This is a genomic window from Aquitalea sp. ASV15 (assembly GCF_016429115.1).
Taxonomy (GTDB): domain Bacteria; phylum Pseudomonadota; class Gammaproteobacteria; order Burkholderiales; family Chromobacteriaceae; genus Aquitalea; species Aquitalea magnusonii.
Map to the genome: position 1 here is coordinate 1 of NZ_JAELTZ010000007.1, position 13,964 is coordinate 13,964.

Below are 13,964 nucleotides of genomic sequence, written 5' to 3' on the forward strand. Positions count from 1 at the left end.
AGCGGCGTGCGGTCCCACTGCTCCAGCGTGAAGCGGATCAGGCGAATGGCGACATAGCTGCCGCCCTTGGCCCAGGCCGGCTCCTGGTCCTTGTCATCCACCCACACCAGCGCATTCATCTGTGCGCTGTCGGCCGTGTCGGGGTTTCCCGTCCCGTCCTTGAAGCCGAACAGATTGATCGGCGTGCTGCTGTGGCGCACGGCTCCCGCCGGCAAAAAACCATCCATCTTCCAGCGGGCAGCCAGCTTGTCCGGGCAATGCTTGATGATGTCACGCACGGCGTGAATCACCGTTTCGCGCGAATGGGCGCAGCATTGCAGCAGCAGATCGCCATCGCACCATGCCGCGTCCAGCGCGTCATTGGCAAAAGCCTGCATCTGGCTCAGCTGCCGCGGGCGCTGTGCCTGCAGGCCAAAGCGCTGGTCAAACAGCGAGGCGCCCACCGCCACGGTGATGCTCAGCCCATCCGCGCTGATATTGCTGCCCAACAGGCCGGAGTCCGGCGGTGGCATTTTGGGGTGATCCACCGGTGCCGGGCCGCCCTGGGTCAGAAAGGCGATGCGCTCGGTCAGCAACTGCAAGGTGGCTTGCAAGCCCTGGCGGTCCCGCGCCAGCACATCAAAAGCGATGAAGATGGCTTCCTGCGCTGCCGGGGTGGTGATGCCTGCCTGATGCTGGCCACGGTAGGGGACCACTTGCTGCGCCGGATCCACCGGTTTGGCCAGCTGGCCAAACCAGGCCGCGCTACCCAGGCCGCCGGCCAGCAGGCCGCCGCCAAACAGCCCGGCCCCGCGCAGCAGGCTGCGACGCTGGGGGTTGGCGATCGCTACAGGCGGGGAAAGGACAGGCTTGTCTTGTTCAGTCATGGTGTGAAGGACTTCTGTATTGTGCTGCCGCGCAGCATGATCATTCGACGATTAGCACACCGTGCGGATTGCTCAGCAGGCCGCAGGTCATGGCGTATGTGCCGGGCTCCAGCCTGGCGGTCAGCTTCTGGCTGAAACCGGGGGCGATGTTCTCGCGCTCCTCCACCACATACACGCCCTTGAGGATTTCCCATTCCACAGTGCGGCTGCTGTTGTTCTTGATCAGGAACTGGGTCTTGCCGCGCTGCACGGTCAGCTGCATCGGCTGGCAGGCCTCATCGCTGATGCCGACATTCACCACCGGGATGGCAGCAGCGGCGACGGTGGCCTGTGGTGCCGGGGCCTCCTTGCTGCAGCCGGCCAGCAAGGCGGCAAGCAGGACTACGGGGAATACTCTGGACATGGCTCATTCCTCAGACAATTTGTTCCAGCCCGCCCGGCCTGCGTGCTGGCAGCGCCGGGCGGTAGCGTGACGGATCAATCCAGCCCCAGCACGCCACGCAGCTTGGACAGGTCTTCCGCCAGCGCGGTAATCGGGCCCTTCATGGCGGTGCGGTCGGCATCGGTGAGCTTGTCGTAGCTGACAAAGCCCTGCTTGTCCTCGCTGCGGTATTTGTCCAGCAGGCTGTCGACCGACTTGAAGTTTTCATCCACCTTGGCCAGCAAGTCCGGGCTGGCTTTCTGCAGCAGCGGGCGCAGCAGCTCGACAATCTTCTGCGCGCCGTCGACATTGGCGCGGAAATCCCACAGATCGGTATGGCTGTAGCGGTCTTCCTCACCGCTGATCTTGGTGGCCGCCACTTCTTCGATCAGGCCGGCCGCGCCGCCCACCATCTTGGCCGGCGGAATGCTCAGCGTCTGTACCCGGCTTTGCAGGGTGCTGATGTCCGCGACCAGCTTGTCGGCATACTCGGCCTGACCCTTGGTGGTGTGGTCGCCAAACAGGGCTTTTTCCAGACGGTGGAAACCGGTGAATTTCGGGTCGGCGGCTTTTTGCTTGAAGTCATCCTCGCGGGCATCGATGGCGCCATCCATATCGGAGAACAGTTCGGCAATCGGCTCGATACGCTCGTAATGCTGGCGGGTGATGGGGTACAGCTCCTGCGCCTTTTTCAGTTCGCCAGCCTTGATGGCGGCGGCAAAAGCCTTGGACTGGGTCAGCAGGCCGGCCAGCTCGCTGCTCACGTATTGCTTGTAGTCGGCAATCGGGCCGGCCAGCTGGGCGCTGTAGTCCACCGCCGCTGCCGAGGCGGCAGCCACGGCCGCACTGCTGGCCTGCGCCACTGGCGCATCTTCGCTTTTACCGCAGGCGGCCAGGGTGGAGACCAGCAATGCCAGTAGCGACAACTTGAACAGGGAACGGTGTGTCATCAGGTTTTTCCTTGAAAAATGGGGGGCGAAAGCCGTGTCAGCGCGTGGAGGCAGGCTGCGGGCTGGCGGCAGGCTGGCTGCCACGCAGGAACAGCCACAGGGCGGGAATCAGGAACAGCAGCCAGGCCAGCACTTCGCTGACGGTGGGGGTGTCGTTGTAGCCGAACAGGCCGGCCAGGATCACGCCCAGCGGGGTGTCGGTGGGCAGCACATGGCTCAGGTCGAATACCACGGCCTGCAGCTGGTTCCACAAGCCGGCTTCGTGCAGCGACTTGATGGCACCGGCCAGCAGGCCGGCCGCGACGAAGATGATGAACAGGCCGGTCAGGCGGAAGAAACGGCGCAGGTCGATACGCACGCCGCCCTGGTAGATGCCGTAGCCGATGGCTGCGGCGACCAACAGACCGAGTAAAGCAGCCAGCCAGGCCAGCGGGTTTTCTGCCTGCTGCTGGAAGGCCGCCAGCAGGAAAAACACCGATTCCAAGCCTTCGCGCGCCACGGCAAAAAACGCCATGCCGACCAGTGCATAAGCCTGGCCCCGGCTGCGGCGGAACAGCGCCGCCATGGATTCGTGCAGCTGCCCCTTGATGGAACGGGCGGCCTGCTTCATCCAGAACACCATGGAGGTGAGAATGGCGACGGCAATCAGCGCCACCACCGCTTCAAACAGCTCTTGCTGCTTTTGCGGGAATTCCTGCTGGGTCAGTTCCAGCAACGCGCCCACCGCCAGACTGAGCAGGCAGGCCAGCACCACGCCCAGCCATACGGCGGGCATCCAGCGCTGCTGACCGGACTGGCGCAGATAGCTGGCGATGATGCCGACAATCAGCGCAGCCTCCATGCCTTCGCGCAACATGATGAGAAACGGGATCAACATGACCAGATCCATTATTAAAAATGAGAATCATGATCATTTGCATTTGAACTGTCAACGCAAAATTTTGTCGTCGCTGTCGTCAGCCCTCCCCGGCTGCCGCCGGGCCAGGTCCGTGGCCAGCGTCACCGCTTGCCGTACGGCGCATCCTCCGCGATGAGCACTGCCCGTGCAGCGTGCAGGCGGCCTGTCTGACATCAAAAGAAAAATGCCACGACTAGGCATGGCATTTTCATGGCAAGGCAGGTGGCCTGCGGAGCGCGATCAGCAAGGACAAGAAAACTCAGTCACCCGCGCAGCAGTCGCCGCCTTTCTTTGTCGGCGGCAGTGGCTTGATCATCACCACGGGCGTGGCGCCATTGCTCGCGCAGCCGCCCCCGCAAGAACCGCAGCTGCTGCCACAGCCGCCCTGCTTGCGGGCAAAGCGCTGAATCAGGCTGCGCAGGGCAAACAGGACGACGATGGCGATGATGCCGTACTGGAGCAAGAGGCTGGTAGTCATGCAAAGGCCTTCACCAGGTGATAGGTCAGAAACGAGCAGGCGTAAGCCACCACAAACATATAGCTGAAGGACAACACCACCTGCCGCCGGCTGCCGGTTTCCTTGCGGATCACCGCCAGCGTCGACATGCACTGCGGCGCAAAGGCAAACCACACCATCAGGGACAGCGCGCTGGCCAGCGAGATCTGATGCGCCAGCACATGGCCCAGCGAAGCCACATCATCGGCATTGGCCACCGAGTAAACCGTCGCCAGGGTAGCCACGGCGGTTTCCCGTGCGGCAAAGGCCGGAATCAGCGCCAGCGTGACCTGCCAGTTGAAACCCAGCGGTGCAAACAGAAACTGCAAGGACTTGCCCAGATAGCCGGCAATGCTGTAATCGATGGCCGGACCGGTCGCACCGGCAGGCGGATTGGGGAAGCTGGAAATAAACCACATCAACACCGTCAGTGCCAGAATCATGCCGGTCAGCTTTTTCAGGAAGATGCTGCCTCTTTCCCACAGCCCCAGTGCCAGATCGCGGATTTGCGGCACACGGTAGGCCGGCAACTCCATGATCAGCGCCGGTTGCTGCGCATCACGCGGCCGCAGCCGCTTGCATACCCAGCCCACCACCATCGCCCCCACGATACCCAGCAGGTACAGACCGAGCAGCACCAGACCTTGCAGATTCAATATCCCGCCAATGCTCTGCGCCGGAATGAAGGCGCCGATCAGCAGGGCATACACCGGCAAACGTGCCGAGCAGGTCATCAATGGCGCCACCAGAATGGTGGTCCAGCGATCACGCTGATTACTGATGCTGCGGCTGCCGATGATGCCGGGAATGGCGCAGGCAAAGCTGGACAGCAGCGGAATGAATGAACGGCCGGTCAGACCCACCGACAACATGACACGGTCGAGCAGGAAAGCGGCGCGCGGCAGATAGCCGGATTCCTCCAGCACCAGGATGAAGAAGAACAACACCAGGATTTCCGGCAGGAAACCCAGCACCGTGCCCAGGCCGCTGATCAGGCCATCACACAGCAGGCCGCGCAGCGGGCCATCCGGCAGCAGACCGGCCACCAGCTTGTTCAGCTGGTCAAAATTGTCGCCGATCAGGTCGGTTACCGGCTTGCCCAGCGAATACACCCCCTGGAACACCATGAACATCACCAGCAACAGAATCAGCGGTCCCAGCACCGGATGCAGTACCCAACGATCAATCGCATCCACTTTTGCATCGGACAGCTGCGGAATGCTGACGCAATCGGCCATGATGCGGCGTACTTGCTGATGCAGATCCCCGCCGCGAGCTGCCGCCGCCGCAGGGACCTTGCTGGCGGTCTGATCCACCAGCTGCACCAGCGCATCCACCCCGCCACGCCGCACTGCCACGGTTTCCACCACCGGAATGCCCAGCTCGGCCGACAGGCGCGCCACATCAATCCGGATGCCACGCCGCTGCGCCGCATCCACCATATTCAGCGCCAGCACCATGGGCAGGCCCAGTTGCTGCACCTCCAGTACAAAGCGCAAATGCAGCCGCAGATTGGTGGCATCGGCAACACAGATAATCATTTCCGGAGTCTGCTCACCACGATGCTGCCCGCGCAGCACATCCAGCGTGACTTTCTCATCCTGGCTGGCCGATTCCAGGCTATAAGTGCCAGGCAGGTCGAGCAGGCTGATCCGGTGACCGGACGCCGTGAAGAAATGCCCCTCCTTGCGCTCGACGGTTACGCCGGCATAGTTGGCCACCTTCTGGCGCGCGCCGGTCAACTGGTTGAACAGCGCGGTTTTACCGCAATTGGGATTCCCCACCAGGGCAATGCGCAATGCCATCTCAGCCATGTTGCACTCCTGGTTGCAGCACGATGCGGCTGGCCTCTTCCCGGCGCAGGGCAAAGCGGCTGGTGCCAACCTGTACCAGAATCGGATCGCCTCCCCACGGCGCACGGGTAATGACCTTTACCGTCTCGCCAGCGACAAAGCCGATGTCCTGCAAGCGCGCGGCAATCGCGTCATCTGCCTGCAATTTTTCCACACCGACCACACTGGCTGTTTGTTGTTTTCCCAGCTCACTCAGCCGCATTCACATCACCCGTAAATGAAAATCAATTTTGATTGGATCGGATAATACCCCTCCACTTTTTAATGTCAATATTTTTCCAGCACTTTTTACAAGCGCTGCGGACACACGCAACTGCGCCACAGGATTCATGCTGCAACAGCCCGATGGCAAGCAAGGAAAAGCCGGTCAGCAAAACTGCGGGCGGCCAAGCCGGACAGCGGAGGAGTTCAAGATTGAAGCTGTCAAACAGGTAACCGAGCGTGGTTACGTCTCGCGGTGGTACTGGACCTGCTTTCGCGGCAGGTCATTGGCTGGTCGATGCAGTCACGTATCAATAGAACAGAGCTGGTGCGGAATGCCCTGGTGATGGCGGTATGGCGACGTCAGCCCAAGCATGAGGTGCTGGTGCATTCCGACGAGGGAAGTCAGTTCAGCAGTGACGACTGGCAAGATTTTTTGAAGGCCCATCGCTTGGTACCCCGCATGAACCGGCATGGGAACTGCCACGACAATGCTGTGGCGGAGAGTTTCTTCCAGTTGCTGAAGCGTGCGCGTATCAAGCTAAAAACCTATCACGACAGAGAAGAAGCCCGGCGAGATATCTTCGATTACATCGAGATGTCCTACAAGCCGAAACGCCGGCATGGTTCCGCAAACGGGCTATCGCCGGTAGAGTTTGAGAAGCAATATTTCCAACGGCTCAAGAGTGTCCAGAGAAGCGGCGGGCGATTCACCTAGCTGTGGTGTGGTGAGGTTAATTGCACAGGGAAGAACCAGCGGGACCAGATGGGATGAAGCGGGACCAGCCGCGCCAGGCAAGCGTTTCAGCCAATCAACAGTCCCAAAGCACCCGCTGTTTAAATTTTGCGAAAGAGTTACCCGCGCAAGGCCAGAAATGGCACTTTTAGCAAGTTATTTGCACTGGACCAAAGCCGTTATAGTTGACGGCCAAACCAGACCACGCGCCCAACGACTGCAAAATCGCCACCAGGATTAGATGGATCAATCTCAAAAGGCCGATAAGCCTCGTTGGCACTCATGATCTCCAGTTTTCCACCTGGTAGCTTCTGTACCCGCTTAACAAGCAAGTCCCCCTCAATGCGCAGCACATACAGCCCAGTTGTTGGCGACGTGTCTGCGTGATTCACCAGGATGACATCCCTGTCATTTAGAACACCCTCCATTGAATCACCCTTTACCGACAGGACTGATAGGTCCTTGGGATCAATTCGCAGGAAGTTATCTATCCAGTAGCGCCGGAAAGACATGGAGAAGATGGGCTTTTCACCAGCTACTGCCGCGCCATGCCCTGCAGCAGCCTTGAGATTGTAGCGGGGAATGAAGACGAACTCCGAAAGGTCGACTGGATTGCCCAGCGTATCGACACAAGCATGGCTAGGAGAGCAGCTTTCTACCAGTGCTTGGGAATTCATCATATGGCCACGACCAGTAGCCAGCCACTCAATACGGACCCCTGCTGTATCGGCCAGCTTTACCAAGTTAGAGGTAGACAAATCTACTTGGTCATTCCTCCATCGTTGTAGCGTCGTGTTTGAGACGCCAACTCTCCTGGCTGTCTCTCCAGGGCCTCCACACATCTCAATCACAAGGCCTATGCGTGATGACAAATCAACGCAAAGGTTTTGATCGTCAAGTTTTGCAACACTCATAAGAATGAACCTCACCCGCAAAGGTAATGCATAAACATTTGATTTCTATGTGTATTTCAGAAAAATCAAACCCTAAGTTGCAACTTTGAAGGTTTGCGATACCTTTGCGCGTCAAAAATCACACTCAAAAGTATTGATTGGCAAAACCTTTGCGTTTACCATGTGCTCACCTAATCACCGCAAGAGATTAAGAAATGAGCACATCCGCAACCCAAAAAAAACCCGCCGAGGATTGGCACCGGGCGGATATTGTGGCGGCCGTTCGTAAGGCTGGATGGTCTCTTCGCAAGTTATCTATCGGGGCTGGTTTGAGCCCTAGTGCATTGAATAATGCCTTGGATAGATCGTGGCCAAAAGCAGAAGGAATCATCGCTGCTGCTATTGGCGTTACGCCGGAGACCATCTGGCCAAGCCGCTACGCTAAGCGCCATTTTAAGCCAGTTTTCCCATCCGTTCCCCCTTCATCTGCAAATACCCAAGCGGCATCCCGCTCGGCTGTTGTTGTTGAGTGAATGGTAGGGGTGAACTGACTAAATGGCCACAACACAGATTCTCTGAGCAAGAAGTCACGCCATGAGAAACCACAGCGGAAAATCCCGCAGACCAACCAGCCTTGCTGAGGCTTTCGATCTTGATGAGGCAAATGCGCTCAAAGCGCATCGCCGTCCGCGTAAGCAAATGGAAGAGCTGATGGGAACCAACCGCTCTACCTATGCCCGCTGGGTATCCGACTGTGAAATGCCTGCAGGTCGCTTGCTCCAGTTCGCCGTGCTCTGCGGTTCAGCCAATGTGATTGAGTACCTCGCCATTGCCTGCGGAAAGCTGGTCGTCAGCATTCCAAGCGGGAAAAAGGCCAAAGCTGGCGACCTGGGTGAAATGCAAGCCAACTTCGGTAAGGCCGTGATGCTGCTGGAGCAGTTTTACCGGGGCCAGTCCGAACTGTCGGAAACCCTTGGCGTGTTGAACGATGTTCTCTCACAGGTGGCATACCACCGTGAGAACGTCATTAAAACCGGACAGCCGGAACTTGAACTGTTTGGGGAATAAACCATGACCCAAGCAGAACTCAAAACCCACTATAGCGCTGCAGAGTTGGCAGAAATGAAGCTACCAGGTGTACCTGCGTCAGTAAGTGGGATTTTTCGTGCAGCTCAGTCTGGTAGCTGGGAGGTAAAGAAGCGCCAAGGCCGTGGCGGTGGCTATGAGTACGCATTATCCAGCCTACCCGAGGCTGCGCAGCGCGCAATCAAAGAACGCCTTATTACATCAATGATTTCAGCGCCTGCGGTATCTGTGCCTACCTTGCCAATGAAGGCCGCACAGCTCGAACTGGCTTTGACTAGCCGTCAACAGACGGTTGAAGGTGCCCGCAAGGGTGTTCTGGTTGCCATTGATCGCCTGATGGCTGGTTGCGGTGTCAGCCGTGAAGCTGCCATTCACACCATGCTGACCCAGGCGAAGGCCGGCACCCTGGACCCGCACCTCGAGCGGATGCTACGTGCTGCCCATGATGGTCGTGGTCGCAAGGGTGCCAGCCCCTACCCCTCGGTGCGCAGCATCAAGGGCTGGCGCGCCCTGGAAAAACAAGGGCAGCTTGCTCCGAAAACTGCTGTCAGCACCGTGTTGGAAATCCCTGCTTGGGCTAAGTCCTTCCTGACTTACTGGCAGCTGCCATCCAAGCCAAGCGTGTCCCATGCCTATGAGCAGTTTGCACGGGACTGGACTGATAGCCCGGAAATGCTGCCTTCGATTCACCAGGTACGCCGCTTCATCGGAAAACTTGGTGCGGTATCGCGGGAAGTCGGCCGTATGGGGCCGCGTGAGATGAAGAACATCAAGCCCTTTGTCCGTCGCGATATTTCCCAGTTGCAGCCGAATGACGTGTGGACCGCTGATGGCCACACCTTCGACGCTGAGGTGCAGCACCCGATGCATGGCAGACCATTCCGCCCGGAAATCACCGCCATCATCGACGTGGCTACCCGCCGCATCATCGGCTGGAGCGTCGGCCTGGCCGAGTCGGGGCTGGCGGTACTGGATGCCATTACCCATGCGGTTACCCGTGAGGGCGTGATGGCGATCTTCTATGTCGACAATGGCTCCGGCTACAAAAACGACATGCTGCGCAATGAGTCGACCGGGATCATGGGGCGGCTGGGTGCTGAAATGAAATTCGCCCGCCCTTACAACTCGCAGGCTAAGGGGGCTGTTGAGCGGCTGCACAAGTCAGTATTTGTTCGTGCTGCCCGTGAACTGCAGAGCTATGTCGGGACCGACATGGACCGCGAAGCCAAACTGAGCCAGTTCAAGCTGACCCGTAAGGCGATCAAGGACGGCGGCAGCGTGAACCTGATCAGCTGGCCGCAATTCATCGAATTCATCAACCAGCGCATTGCCGACTACAACGCTCGGCCGCATAGCAGTCTGAACGGCATCAGCCCAGACATGAAGCTGGCTGAGTTTGTAGCCATGGGCTGGGAGCCGACTTGCCTGCAACCGGGTGAAGAGGCTTACCTGTTCCGCCCCCAGGTCGAGCGCACCATCAGCCGCTGTGAAATCTCGGTTTTTGGTAATCGCTACTTCAGCCGTGAGCTGGAGGAGTTCCACGGAGAGCGACTACGCATTGGCTACGACGTGAACGACGCCAGCCAGATCTGGGTTTATGCGGACGATGGCAGGCTAATTTGCACAGCCCAATGGAATGCCAATGTGCGCAGTTACTTCCCGGTTTCCGTGATTGAACAGGCCAGGGACCGTCGTGCTGCAGGCCGTGTAAACCGTCTGCAAGTGCATATGGAAGAAGTCCAGGCCGAGCGTCGTGGCCAACTGGCCATTGAGGCCACACATGAAATCGTTATCCCCGGACTGATCAGCGGAACCCGTGAGCAACTGGCAGAGGCTGCAGCACTTGCCCGTGCCAAGCGTCAGCCGCAGGCCGCTGAGACACCGAGTCTGCGGGTAATCGATGTCGAGCCGGCCCCCGTGCCCAGCAACGTGCTGAGCCTACCGGATACCCCGGATGCCCGTTACCGCTACTTCTGCACCCTGCGCGACCGTCACCAGCGCGGCGAACCCTTGGGTGAGCGTGAGCTGGACTGGCTACTGAACAAATACGTCCGCACCAATGAATACCGAACCCTCAGCCAGCGCTGAGACCACAAGAAACAGGAGCCTAAACGTGAATCGCATTGCACCGATTGCCAACCTCGACCTTGTCAGCATCGCCATGAGCAAGCTGATCAACCGCCAAGACGGCCTGCCGGGCCTGGGCGTTTACTACGGCCCTAGTGGTTATGGCAAGACGACCACAATCGTCGCTGTAGCCAACGAGACCCGTGCCTACTACGTCCAGATGCGCAGCGCCTGGGGAAAAAAAGCCCTTCTGGAAAAGATCGCGTTCGAAATGGGACTGCGTCCTGCCAACACCATCTCGGCCAATCTGGATCTGATCTGTGAGCAGATGTCGACCAGCCAGCGCCCCCTGATTCTGGACGAGGCTGGCCATGCTACCTCCCGCCTCGGCATGGTCGAGTTGCTGCGCGATATCTATGAGGGCAGCCAGGCACCGCTGATGTTGGTGGGTGAGGAAACACTTCCCAATGATTTGAAGAAGCATGAGCGCTTCCACGGCCGTGTTTTGGCATGGGTGCCCGCCCAGCCGATTTCCATGAGTGATGCCTTGAAGCTGAAAGAGATTTATAGCCCGGAAATTGCCATCGCAGATGACCTGATGGCGCATCTAGTCAATATCGCCCATGGCTCTGTACGTCGGGTCTGCGTCAACCTGGTGAATGTTCAGGAGTACGCCATGTTGCACGGGTTGGATGCGATTGACCGTGCTACCTGGGGCACTCAACCGCTGTATACCGGCGATGCACCGAGAAGGGTTTAACCATGGCAGCGACAAAGCAAAAACGTCGCGGTGCCCACTTGGAAATGGTGGGGGGTAAGGGGGGGCGTCAGAGAGTTTGGGAGGCCATCCGGGCCAATCGTGATGGCTTCTATCTGGCAGACCTATCCCGCACCGCTAAGGTCGATCTGGCGACAGTCAGAACTTATGTGCAAGCACTCGAACGTGGCGGATTTATCCAGCAGTGCAATGTGACCGTAAAGCTAGCAGAGGCAAAGCAATTTGCCCTGGTCAAGGATAACGGCCTGGAAGCACCGCGTCTGACGGCCGAAGGAAAGCCGGTTATTCAAGGGCTAATCAATGAGGCGATGTGGCGAACCATGCGGATGGTACGCGACTTCAATTTCCACGAACTCGCTGCGCTGTCCAGCACAACAGAAGTTTCAGTCGCACCAGGTACAGCCCGGACCTATCTGAGGCACCTGGCCACCGCTGGTTATTTGATTGAAATCGATAAAGGGCATGGCAAGGGTGCTGGTGGAATTTCTACCCGGTACCGCTTTAACCCAGCCCGGAACAGCGGGCCACGCCCTCCGATGATCCAGCGTACCAAGTCGGTGTATGACCCCAATTTGGGCCAGGTCGTTTGGCAAGAGGAGCCAGATTATGACTGCTGATTGGCTGGAAATCCTGCGCTCAGCCGTAGCCCAGCGTGGCCAGAAGCCGGTTGCTGCGGAGCTTGGTTACTCCCGTACCACTATCAGCCTGGTCTTGGCTGGTAAATACGCAGGGAAGACCGATGCAGTCGCACAGCAGGTGCTGATTGTTCTGGCTACGGTGACCTGCCCATTCAATGGCCAGGAAATGACCATGGCTGATTGCCGCGCTTTCAGCAGTAGCCGTGCCCCGACCCACCACCCGTTGAAACTGACGCACTGGCGGACCTGCCGCAAGTGCAAAAACTGCAGCAAAGGAGAGTGACATGCAACAAACCGCCGCAACGCAGCGCCCTGTGCCTGCCTTCCTGCCCATCAACACCCTGATGCTGCAGGCCGTGAAAAAAGTGGAAGTGGTGATCCAGGAGCTGGGCCGCCGTGGCTTTTCCGTGGTCAACATCGACATGAGCACCCTGTCACGCCCCACTGTCCAGATCCAGACCAGCGCCCGTTGCGCTCAGCTGATTGAGTCGGGCCAGGCCGCTTACTACGGGTTTGGCCTTGGCGAGATTGGCCGCTATCGACAAGGGCAATTCTGCTTGGATGGCTGCCGTGTGGTTTGGACCGAAAACGCTAACTGATGAATGACCAGGAGAACGACATGACCGAGCAAACCGTAAACCGTGACTACCGTGTAATGCGCCGCAAGCTGGGCCTGAATCAGTCCCAATTCTGGACCGCCGTCCGCGTGACCCAATCTGGTGGCTCTCGCTATGAAAGCGGCCGCCAGGCACCTGCCAACGTCGACGAAATGGTGCGCCTGCGCCATGAACTGGGAATTGATACCGCCCTGATCACCACGGAAAACGCTGACCTGATCCGCGCCATTCTGGCTGGCACTCTGGATAGCAAGCTTCTGCTGCAAAACGCTAGCCGCTGCCGTGATCTGCTGATCCACCTTGGAAACGGTGCTGTGGATCTGACTGAGCTGGCCCACTCGGTTTCCAACCTGGTAAGCGGCCATCAGGAGACTACCCATGCTCCCCTTTGAGGCCAAGAAGAAGGTGATCGAAGCCCTGGAAGCCGGTGCCGCCTCGTTCAGCACCCTGGTCGAGAAAACCGGCATGGAGCGTAAGGATATCCAGGAAAGCCTGGACCGCCTGGAACAGATCGGGGTGTCGAACTCCACTGTGGTCGGCAGCGTGGTGATGTATCACCTGTGCAGCCAGGTAAATGGGGAACGTGCCGTTGAGATGGCCAGCACTAGCCCGACCGAAGAGCCGCCATCAGTACCAGCCCAAGTCCGTGATCTGCTGATCAAGGCTGGTGATGCGGGTCTTGCCCCGGCTGAAATTGAAGTGCAAGGGTCTAGGGCAGCACTGCATGCAGCGCTTCAGTACTGGAAGAAGAAAACCCTGGCCAAGCTGGAGAACACGCGCTGGTACTGGGTCAAGCCTGTGGTGTCGGTTGCTGATGATGACAAAACTGCGCCAATCGACATCCCGGTAAAGCTGAAAGACGGCGCAGAAGTGGTCGGCCGCATCCGCCAACCGGCTCAAGAAAAGTTGAAAGTCACTGCTGATGCCGGCAACAGCCCGTCGGAGCAAGCACCACGAAAGCGACTGCAACTGATTGAACCGGTCTCAGCCCGTCTGGAAATGGGTGGAGTGTTCACCATCATCGGCTACGGCCAGGAGCTGCAGGTAGATGCAGCGAATGCCAAGGAACTTGGGTATTTCCTGCTCAAGACAGCGGAGGCCGTGCAAGCCCGATGATTGAGCTGGACGAAGCCACCAAGGCCAAGCTGAAAGCCGAAGTGGATCTGTTGGTGAGTATGGGGCATGACCGGGCCAAGGCACGGCGGATTGTGTGGGATGACTACCTGGAAGAGTTAGCCGCTTATGCAGCCGCCCAGCCGGTAGCCCCACCACCGGAGCCGGAACCAGCCCCGGAGGATGAAACACCGCCCCCGGCACCGCGAGTCCCTGCTCCAGTCCTTCCCGGCCCGGAGCCACCGGCAAGAATCAGCCGGTTTTGGGATGCAAAGGAAGAACCCCGGCTGACACCGGAATGGCTAGAGCGAAACCGGCAGCAGCTGGCGCAAGTAAAACGAATTGTTGGAA

General features: G+C 58.8%; 17 protein-coding genes and 1 pseudogene. 10 read left to right on the forward strand and 8 right to left on the reverse strand.

Features of this window, described 5'->3' with window-relative positions; genetic code table 11:
• The 7 genes from JHD64_RS04345 to JHD64_RS04375 form a co-directional block, all read right to left on the reverse strand.
• Positions 1–866, reverse strand: an 866-nt coding sequence (locus tag JHD64_RS04345) for a Dyp-type peroxidase (RefSeq protein ID WP_199052378.1), incomplete at its 3' end; no start/stop codon positions are given.
• A gap of 40 nt (positions 867–906) precedes the next feature.
• Positions 907–1,269, reverse strand: coding sequence for a cupredoxin domain-containing protein (locus JHD64_RS04350; RefSeq protein WP_059287164.1), 363 nt, complete (start codon positions 1,267–1,269; stop codon positions 907–909).
• 74 nt (positions 1,270–1,343) lie between these two features.
• Positions 1,344–2,237: an iron uptake system protein EfeO gene (gene efeO, locus JHD64_RS04355; RefSeq protein ID WP_199052379.1), complete on the reverse strand. Its 894-nt coding sequence runs from the start codon at positions 2,235–2,237 to the stop codon at positions 1,344–1,346.
• Positions 2,238–2,274: 37 nt separating this feature from the next.
• Positions 2,275–3,114: an iron uptake transporter permease EfeU gene (efeU, locus tag JHD64_RS04360; protein ID WP_199052380.1), complete on the reverse strand. Its 840-nt coding sequence runs from the start codon at positions 3,112–3,114 to the stop codon at positions 2,275–2,277.
• 280 nt (positions 3,115–3,394) lie between these two features.
• Positions 3,395–3,613, reverse strand: a complete 219-nt coding sequence (locus tag JHD64_RS04365) for a FeoB-associated Cys-rich membrane protein (protein ID WP_059286521.1) — start codon at positions 3,611–3,613, stop codon at positions 3,395–3,397.
• Positions 3,610–5,445, reverse strand: coding sequence for a ferrous iron transporter B (locus JHD64_RS04370; RefSeq protein ID WP_370540930.1), 1,836 nt, complete (start codon positions 5,443–5,445; stop codon positions 3,610–3,612). The genes JHD64_RS04365 and JHD64_RS04370 overlap by 4 nt, the downstream gene beginning before the upstream one ends.
• Entirely contained in the window at positions 5,438–5,686 is a 249-nt protein-coding gene (locus JHD64_RS04375; RefSeq protein ID WP_059286519.1) for a FeoA family protein, read from the reverse strand. Before JHD64_RS04375 ends, JHD64_RS04370 begins: the two co-directional genes overlap by 8 nt.
• A 231-nt stretch (positions 5,687–5,917) precedes the next feature.
• Here JHD64_RS04375 and JHD64_RS04380 point away from each other — a divergent pair.
• A pseudogene (locus tag JHD64_RS04380) lies at positions 5,918–6,403 on the forward strand (IS3 family transposase); the annotation flags it as partial.
• A gap of 197 nt (positions 6,404–6,600) precedes the next feature.
• Here JHD64_RS04380 and JHD64_RS04385 read toward each other — a convergent pair.
• Positions 6,601–7,263, reverse strand: a complete 663-nt coding sequence (locus JHD64_RS04385) for a helix-turn-helix transcriptional regulator (RefSeq protein WP_255524308.1) — start codon at positions 7,261–7,263, stop codon at positions 6,601–6,603.
• Between the two features lie 266 nt (positions 7,264–7,529).
• On the opposite strand from JHD64_RS04385, the gene JHD64_RS04390 reads away from it, so the two are divergent.
• The 9 genes from JHD64_RS04390 (at position 7,530) to JHD64_RS04430 (ending at position 13,616) form a co-directional block, all read left to right on the forward strand.
• Positions 7,530–7,847, forward strand: coding sequence for a helix-turn-helix domain-containing protein (locus JHD64_RS04390; RefSeq protein WP_181834983.1), 318 nt, complete (start codon positions 7,530–7,532; stop codon positions 7,845–7,847).
• A gap of 61 nt (positions 7,848–7,908) precedes the next feature.
• Positions 7,909–8,382: a hypothetical protein gene (locus JHD64_RS04395; RefSeq protein ID WP_199052476.1), complete on the forward strand. Its 474-nt coding sequence runs from the start codon at positions 7,909–7,911 to the stop codon at positions 8,380–8,382.
• A gap of 3 nt (positions 8,383–8,385) precedes the next feature.
• Complete coding sequence (locus JHD64_RS04400; RefSeq protein WP_199052382.1) at positions 8,386–10,488, forward strand: Mu transposase C-terminal domain-containing protein; 2,103 nt, start codon at positions 8,386–8,388, stop codon at positions 10,486–10,488.
• Between the two features lie 25 nt (positions 10,489–10,513).
• Positions 10,514–11,227, forward strand: a complete 714-nt coding sequence (locus JHD64_RS04405) for an AAA family ATPase (RefSeq protein ID WP_370540931.1) — start codon at positions 10,514–10,516, stop codon at positions 11,225–11,227.
• A 2-nt stretch (positions 11,228–11,229) separates the two neighbouring features.
• Positions 11,230–11,862 (forward strand): hypothetical protein, encoded by a 633-nt coding sequence (locus JHD64_RS04410; protein ID WP_199052384.1) that lies wholly within the window; start codon positions 11,230–11,232, stop codon positions 11,860–11,862.
• Positions 11,852–12,166 (forward strand): XRE family transcriptional regulator, encoded by a 315-nt coding sequence (locus JHD64_RS04415; protein WP_199052385.1) that lies wholly within the window; start codon positions 11,852–11,854, stop codon positions 12,164–12,166. Before JHD64_RS04410 ends, JHD64_RS04415 begins: the two co-directional genes overlap by 11 nt.
• A gap of 1 nt (position 12,167) precedes the next feature.
• A complete protein-coding gene (locus JHD64_RS04420; protein ID WP_199052386.1) occupies positions 12,168–12,482 on the forward strand; it encodes a hypothetical protein in 315 nt (104 codons plus the stop codon).
• Between the two features lie 20 nt (positions 12,483–12,502).
• Positions 12,503–12,892: a DNA-binding transcriptional regulator gene (locus JHD64_RS04425; protein WP_199052387.1), complete on the forward strand. Its 390-nt coding sequence runs from the start codon at positions 12,503–12,505 to the stop codon at positions 12,890–12,892.
• A complete protein-coding gene (locus JHD64_RS04430; RefSeq protein ID WP_199052388.1) occupies positions 12,879–13,616 on the forward strand; it encodes a hypothetical protein in 738 nt (245 codons plus the stop codon). The genes JHD64_RS04425 and JHD64_RS04430 overlap by 14 nt, the downstream gene beginning before the upstream one ends.
• Positions 13,617–13,964: the final 348 nt, after the last annotated feature.

Coding starts and splice junctions, on each gene's coding strand:
- JHD64_RS04350 (WP_059287164.1), bottom strand. CDS start 1,269: ATGTCCAGAGTATTCCCCGTAGTCCTGCTTGCCGCCTTGCTGGCCGGC.
- efeO (WP_199052379.1), bottom strand. CDS start 2,237: ATGACACACCGTTCCCTGTTCAAGTTGTCGCTACTGGCATTGCTGGTC.
- efeU (WP_199052380.1), bottom strand. CDS start 3,114: ATGTTGATCCCGTTTCTCATCATGTTGCGCGAAGGCATGGAGGCTGCG.
- JHD64_RS04365 (WP_059286521.1), bottom strand. CDS start 3,613: ATGACTACCAGCCTCTTGCTCCAGTACGGCATCATCGCCATCGTCGTC.
- JHD64_RS04370 (WP_370540930.1), bottom strand. CDS start 5,445: ATGGCTGAGATGGCATTGCGCATTGCCCTGGTGGGGAATCCCAATTGC.
- JHD64_RS04375 (WP_059286519.1), bottom strand. CDS start 5,686: ATGCGGCTGAGTGAGCTGGGAAAACAACAAACAGCCAGTGTGGTCGGT.
- JHD64_RS04385 (WP_255524308.1), bottom strand. CDS start 7,263: ATGTGTGGAGGCCCTGGAGAGACAGCCAGGAGAGTTGGCGTCTCAAAC.
- JHD64_RS04390 (WP_181834983.1), top strand. CDS start 7,530: ATGAGCACATCCGCAACCCAAAAAAAACCCGCCGAGGATTGGCACCGG.
- JHD64_RS04395 (WP_199052476.1), top strand. CDS start 7,909: ATGAGAAACCACAGCGGAAAATCCCGCAGACCAACCAGCCTTGCTGAG.
- JHD64_RS04400 (WP_199052382.1), top strand. CDS start 8,386: ATGACCCAAGCAGAACTCAAAACCCACTATAGCGCTGCAGAGTTGGCA.
- JHD64_RS04410 (WP_199052384.1), top strand. CDS start 11,230: ATGGCAGCGACAAAGCAAAAACGTCGCGGTGCCCACTTGGAAATGGTG.
- JHD64_RS04415 (WP_199052385.1), top strand. CDS start 11,852: ATGACTGCTGATTGGCTGGAAATCCTGCGCTCAGCCGTAGCCCAGCGT.
- JHD64_RS04420 (WP_199052386.1), top strand. CDS start 12,168: ATGCAACAAACCGCCGCAACGCAGCGCCCTGTGCCTGCCTTCCTGCCC.
- JHD64_RS04425 (WP_199052387.1), top strand. CDS start 12,503: ATGACCGAGCAAACCGTAAACCGTGACTACCGTGTAATGCGCCGCAAG.
- JHD64_RS04430 (WP_199052388.1), top strand. CDS start 12,879: ATGCTCCCCTTTGAGGCCAAGAAGAAGGTGATCGAAGCCCTGGAAGCC.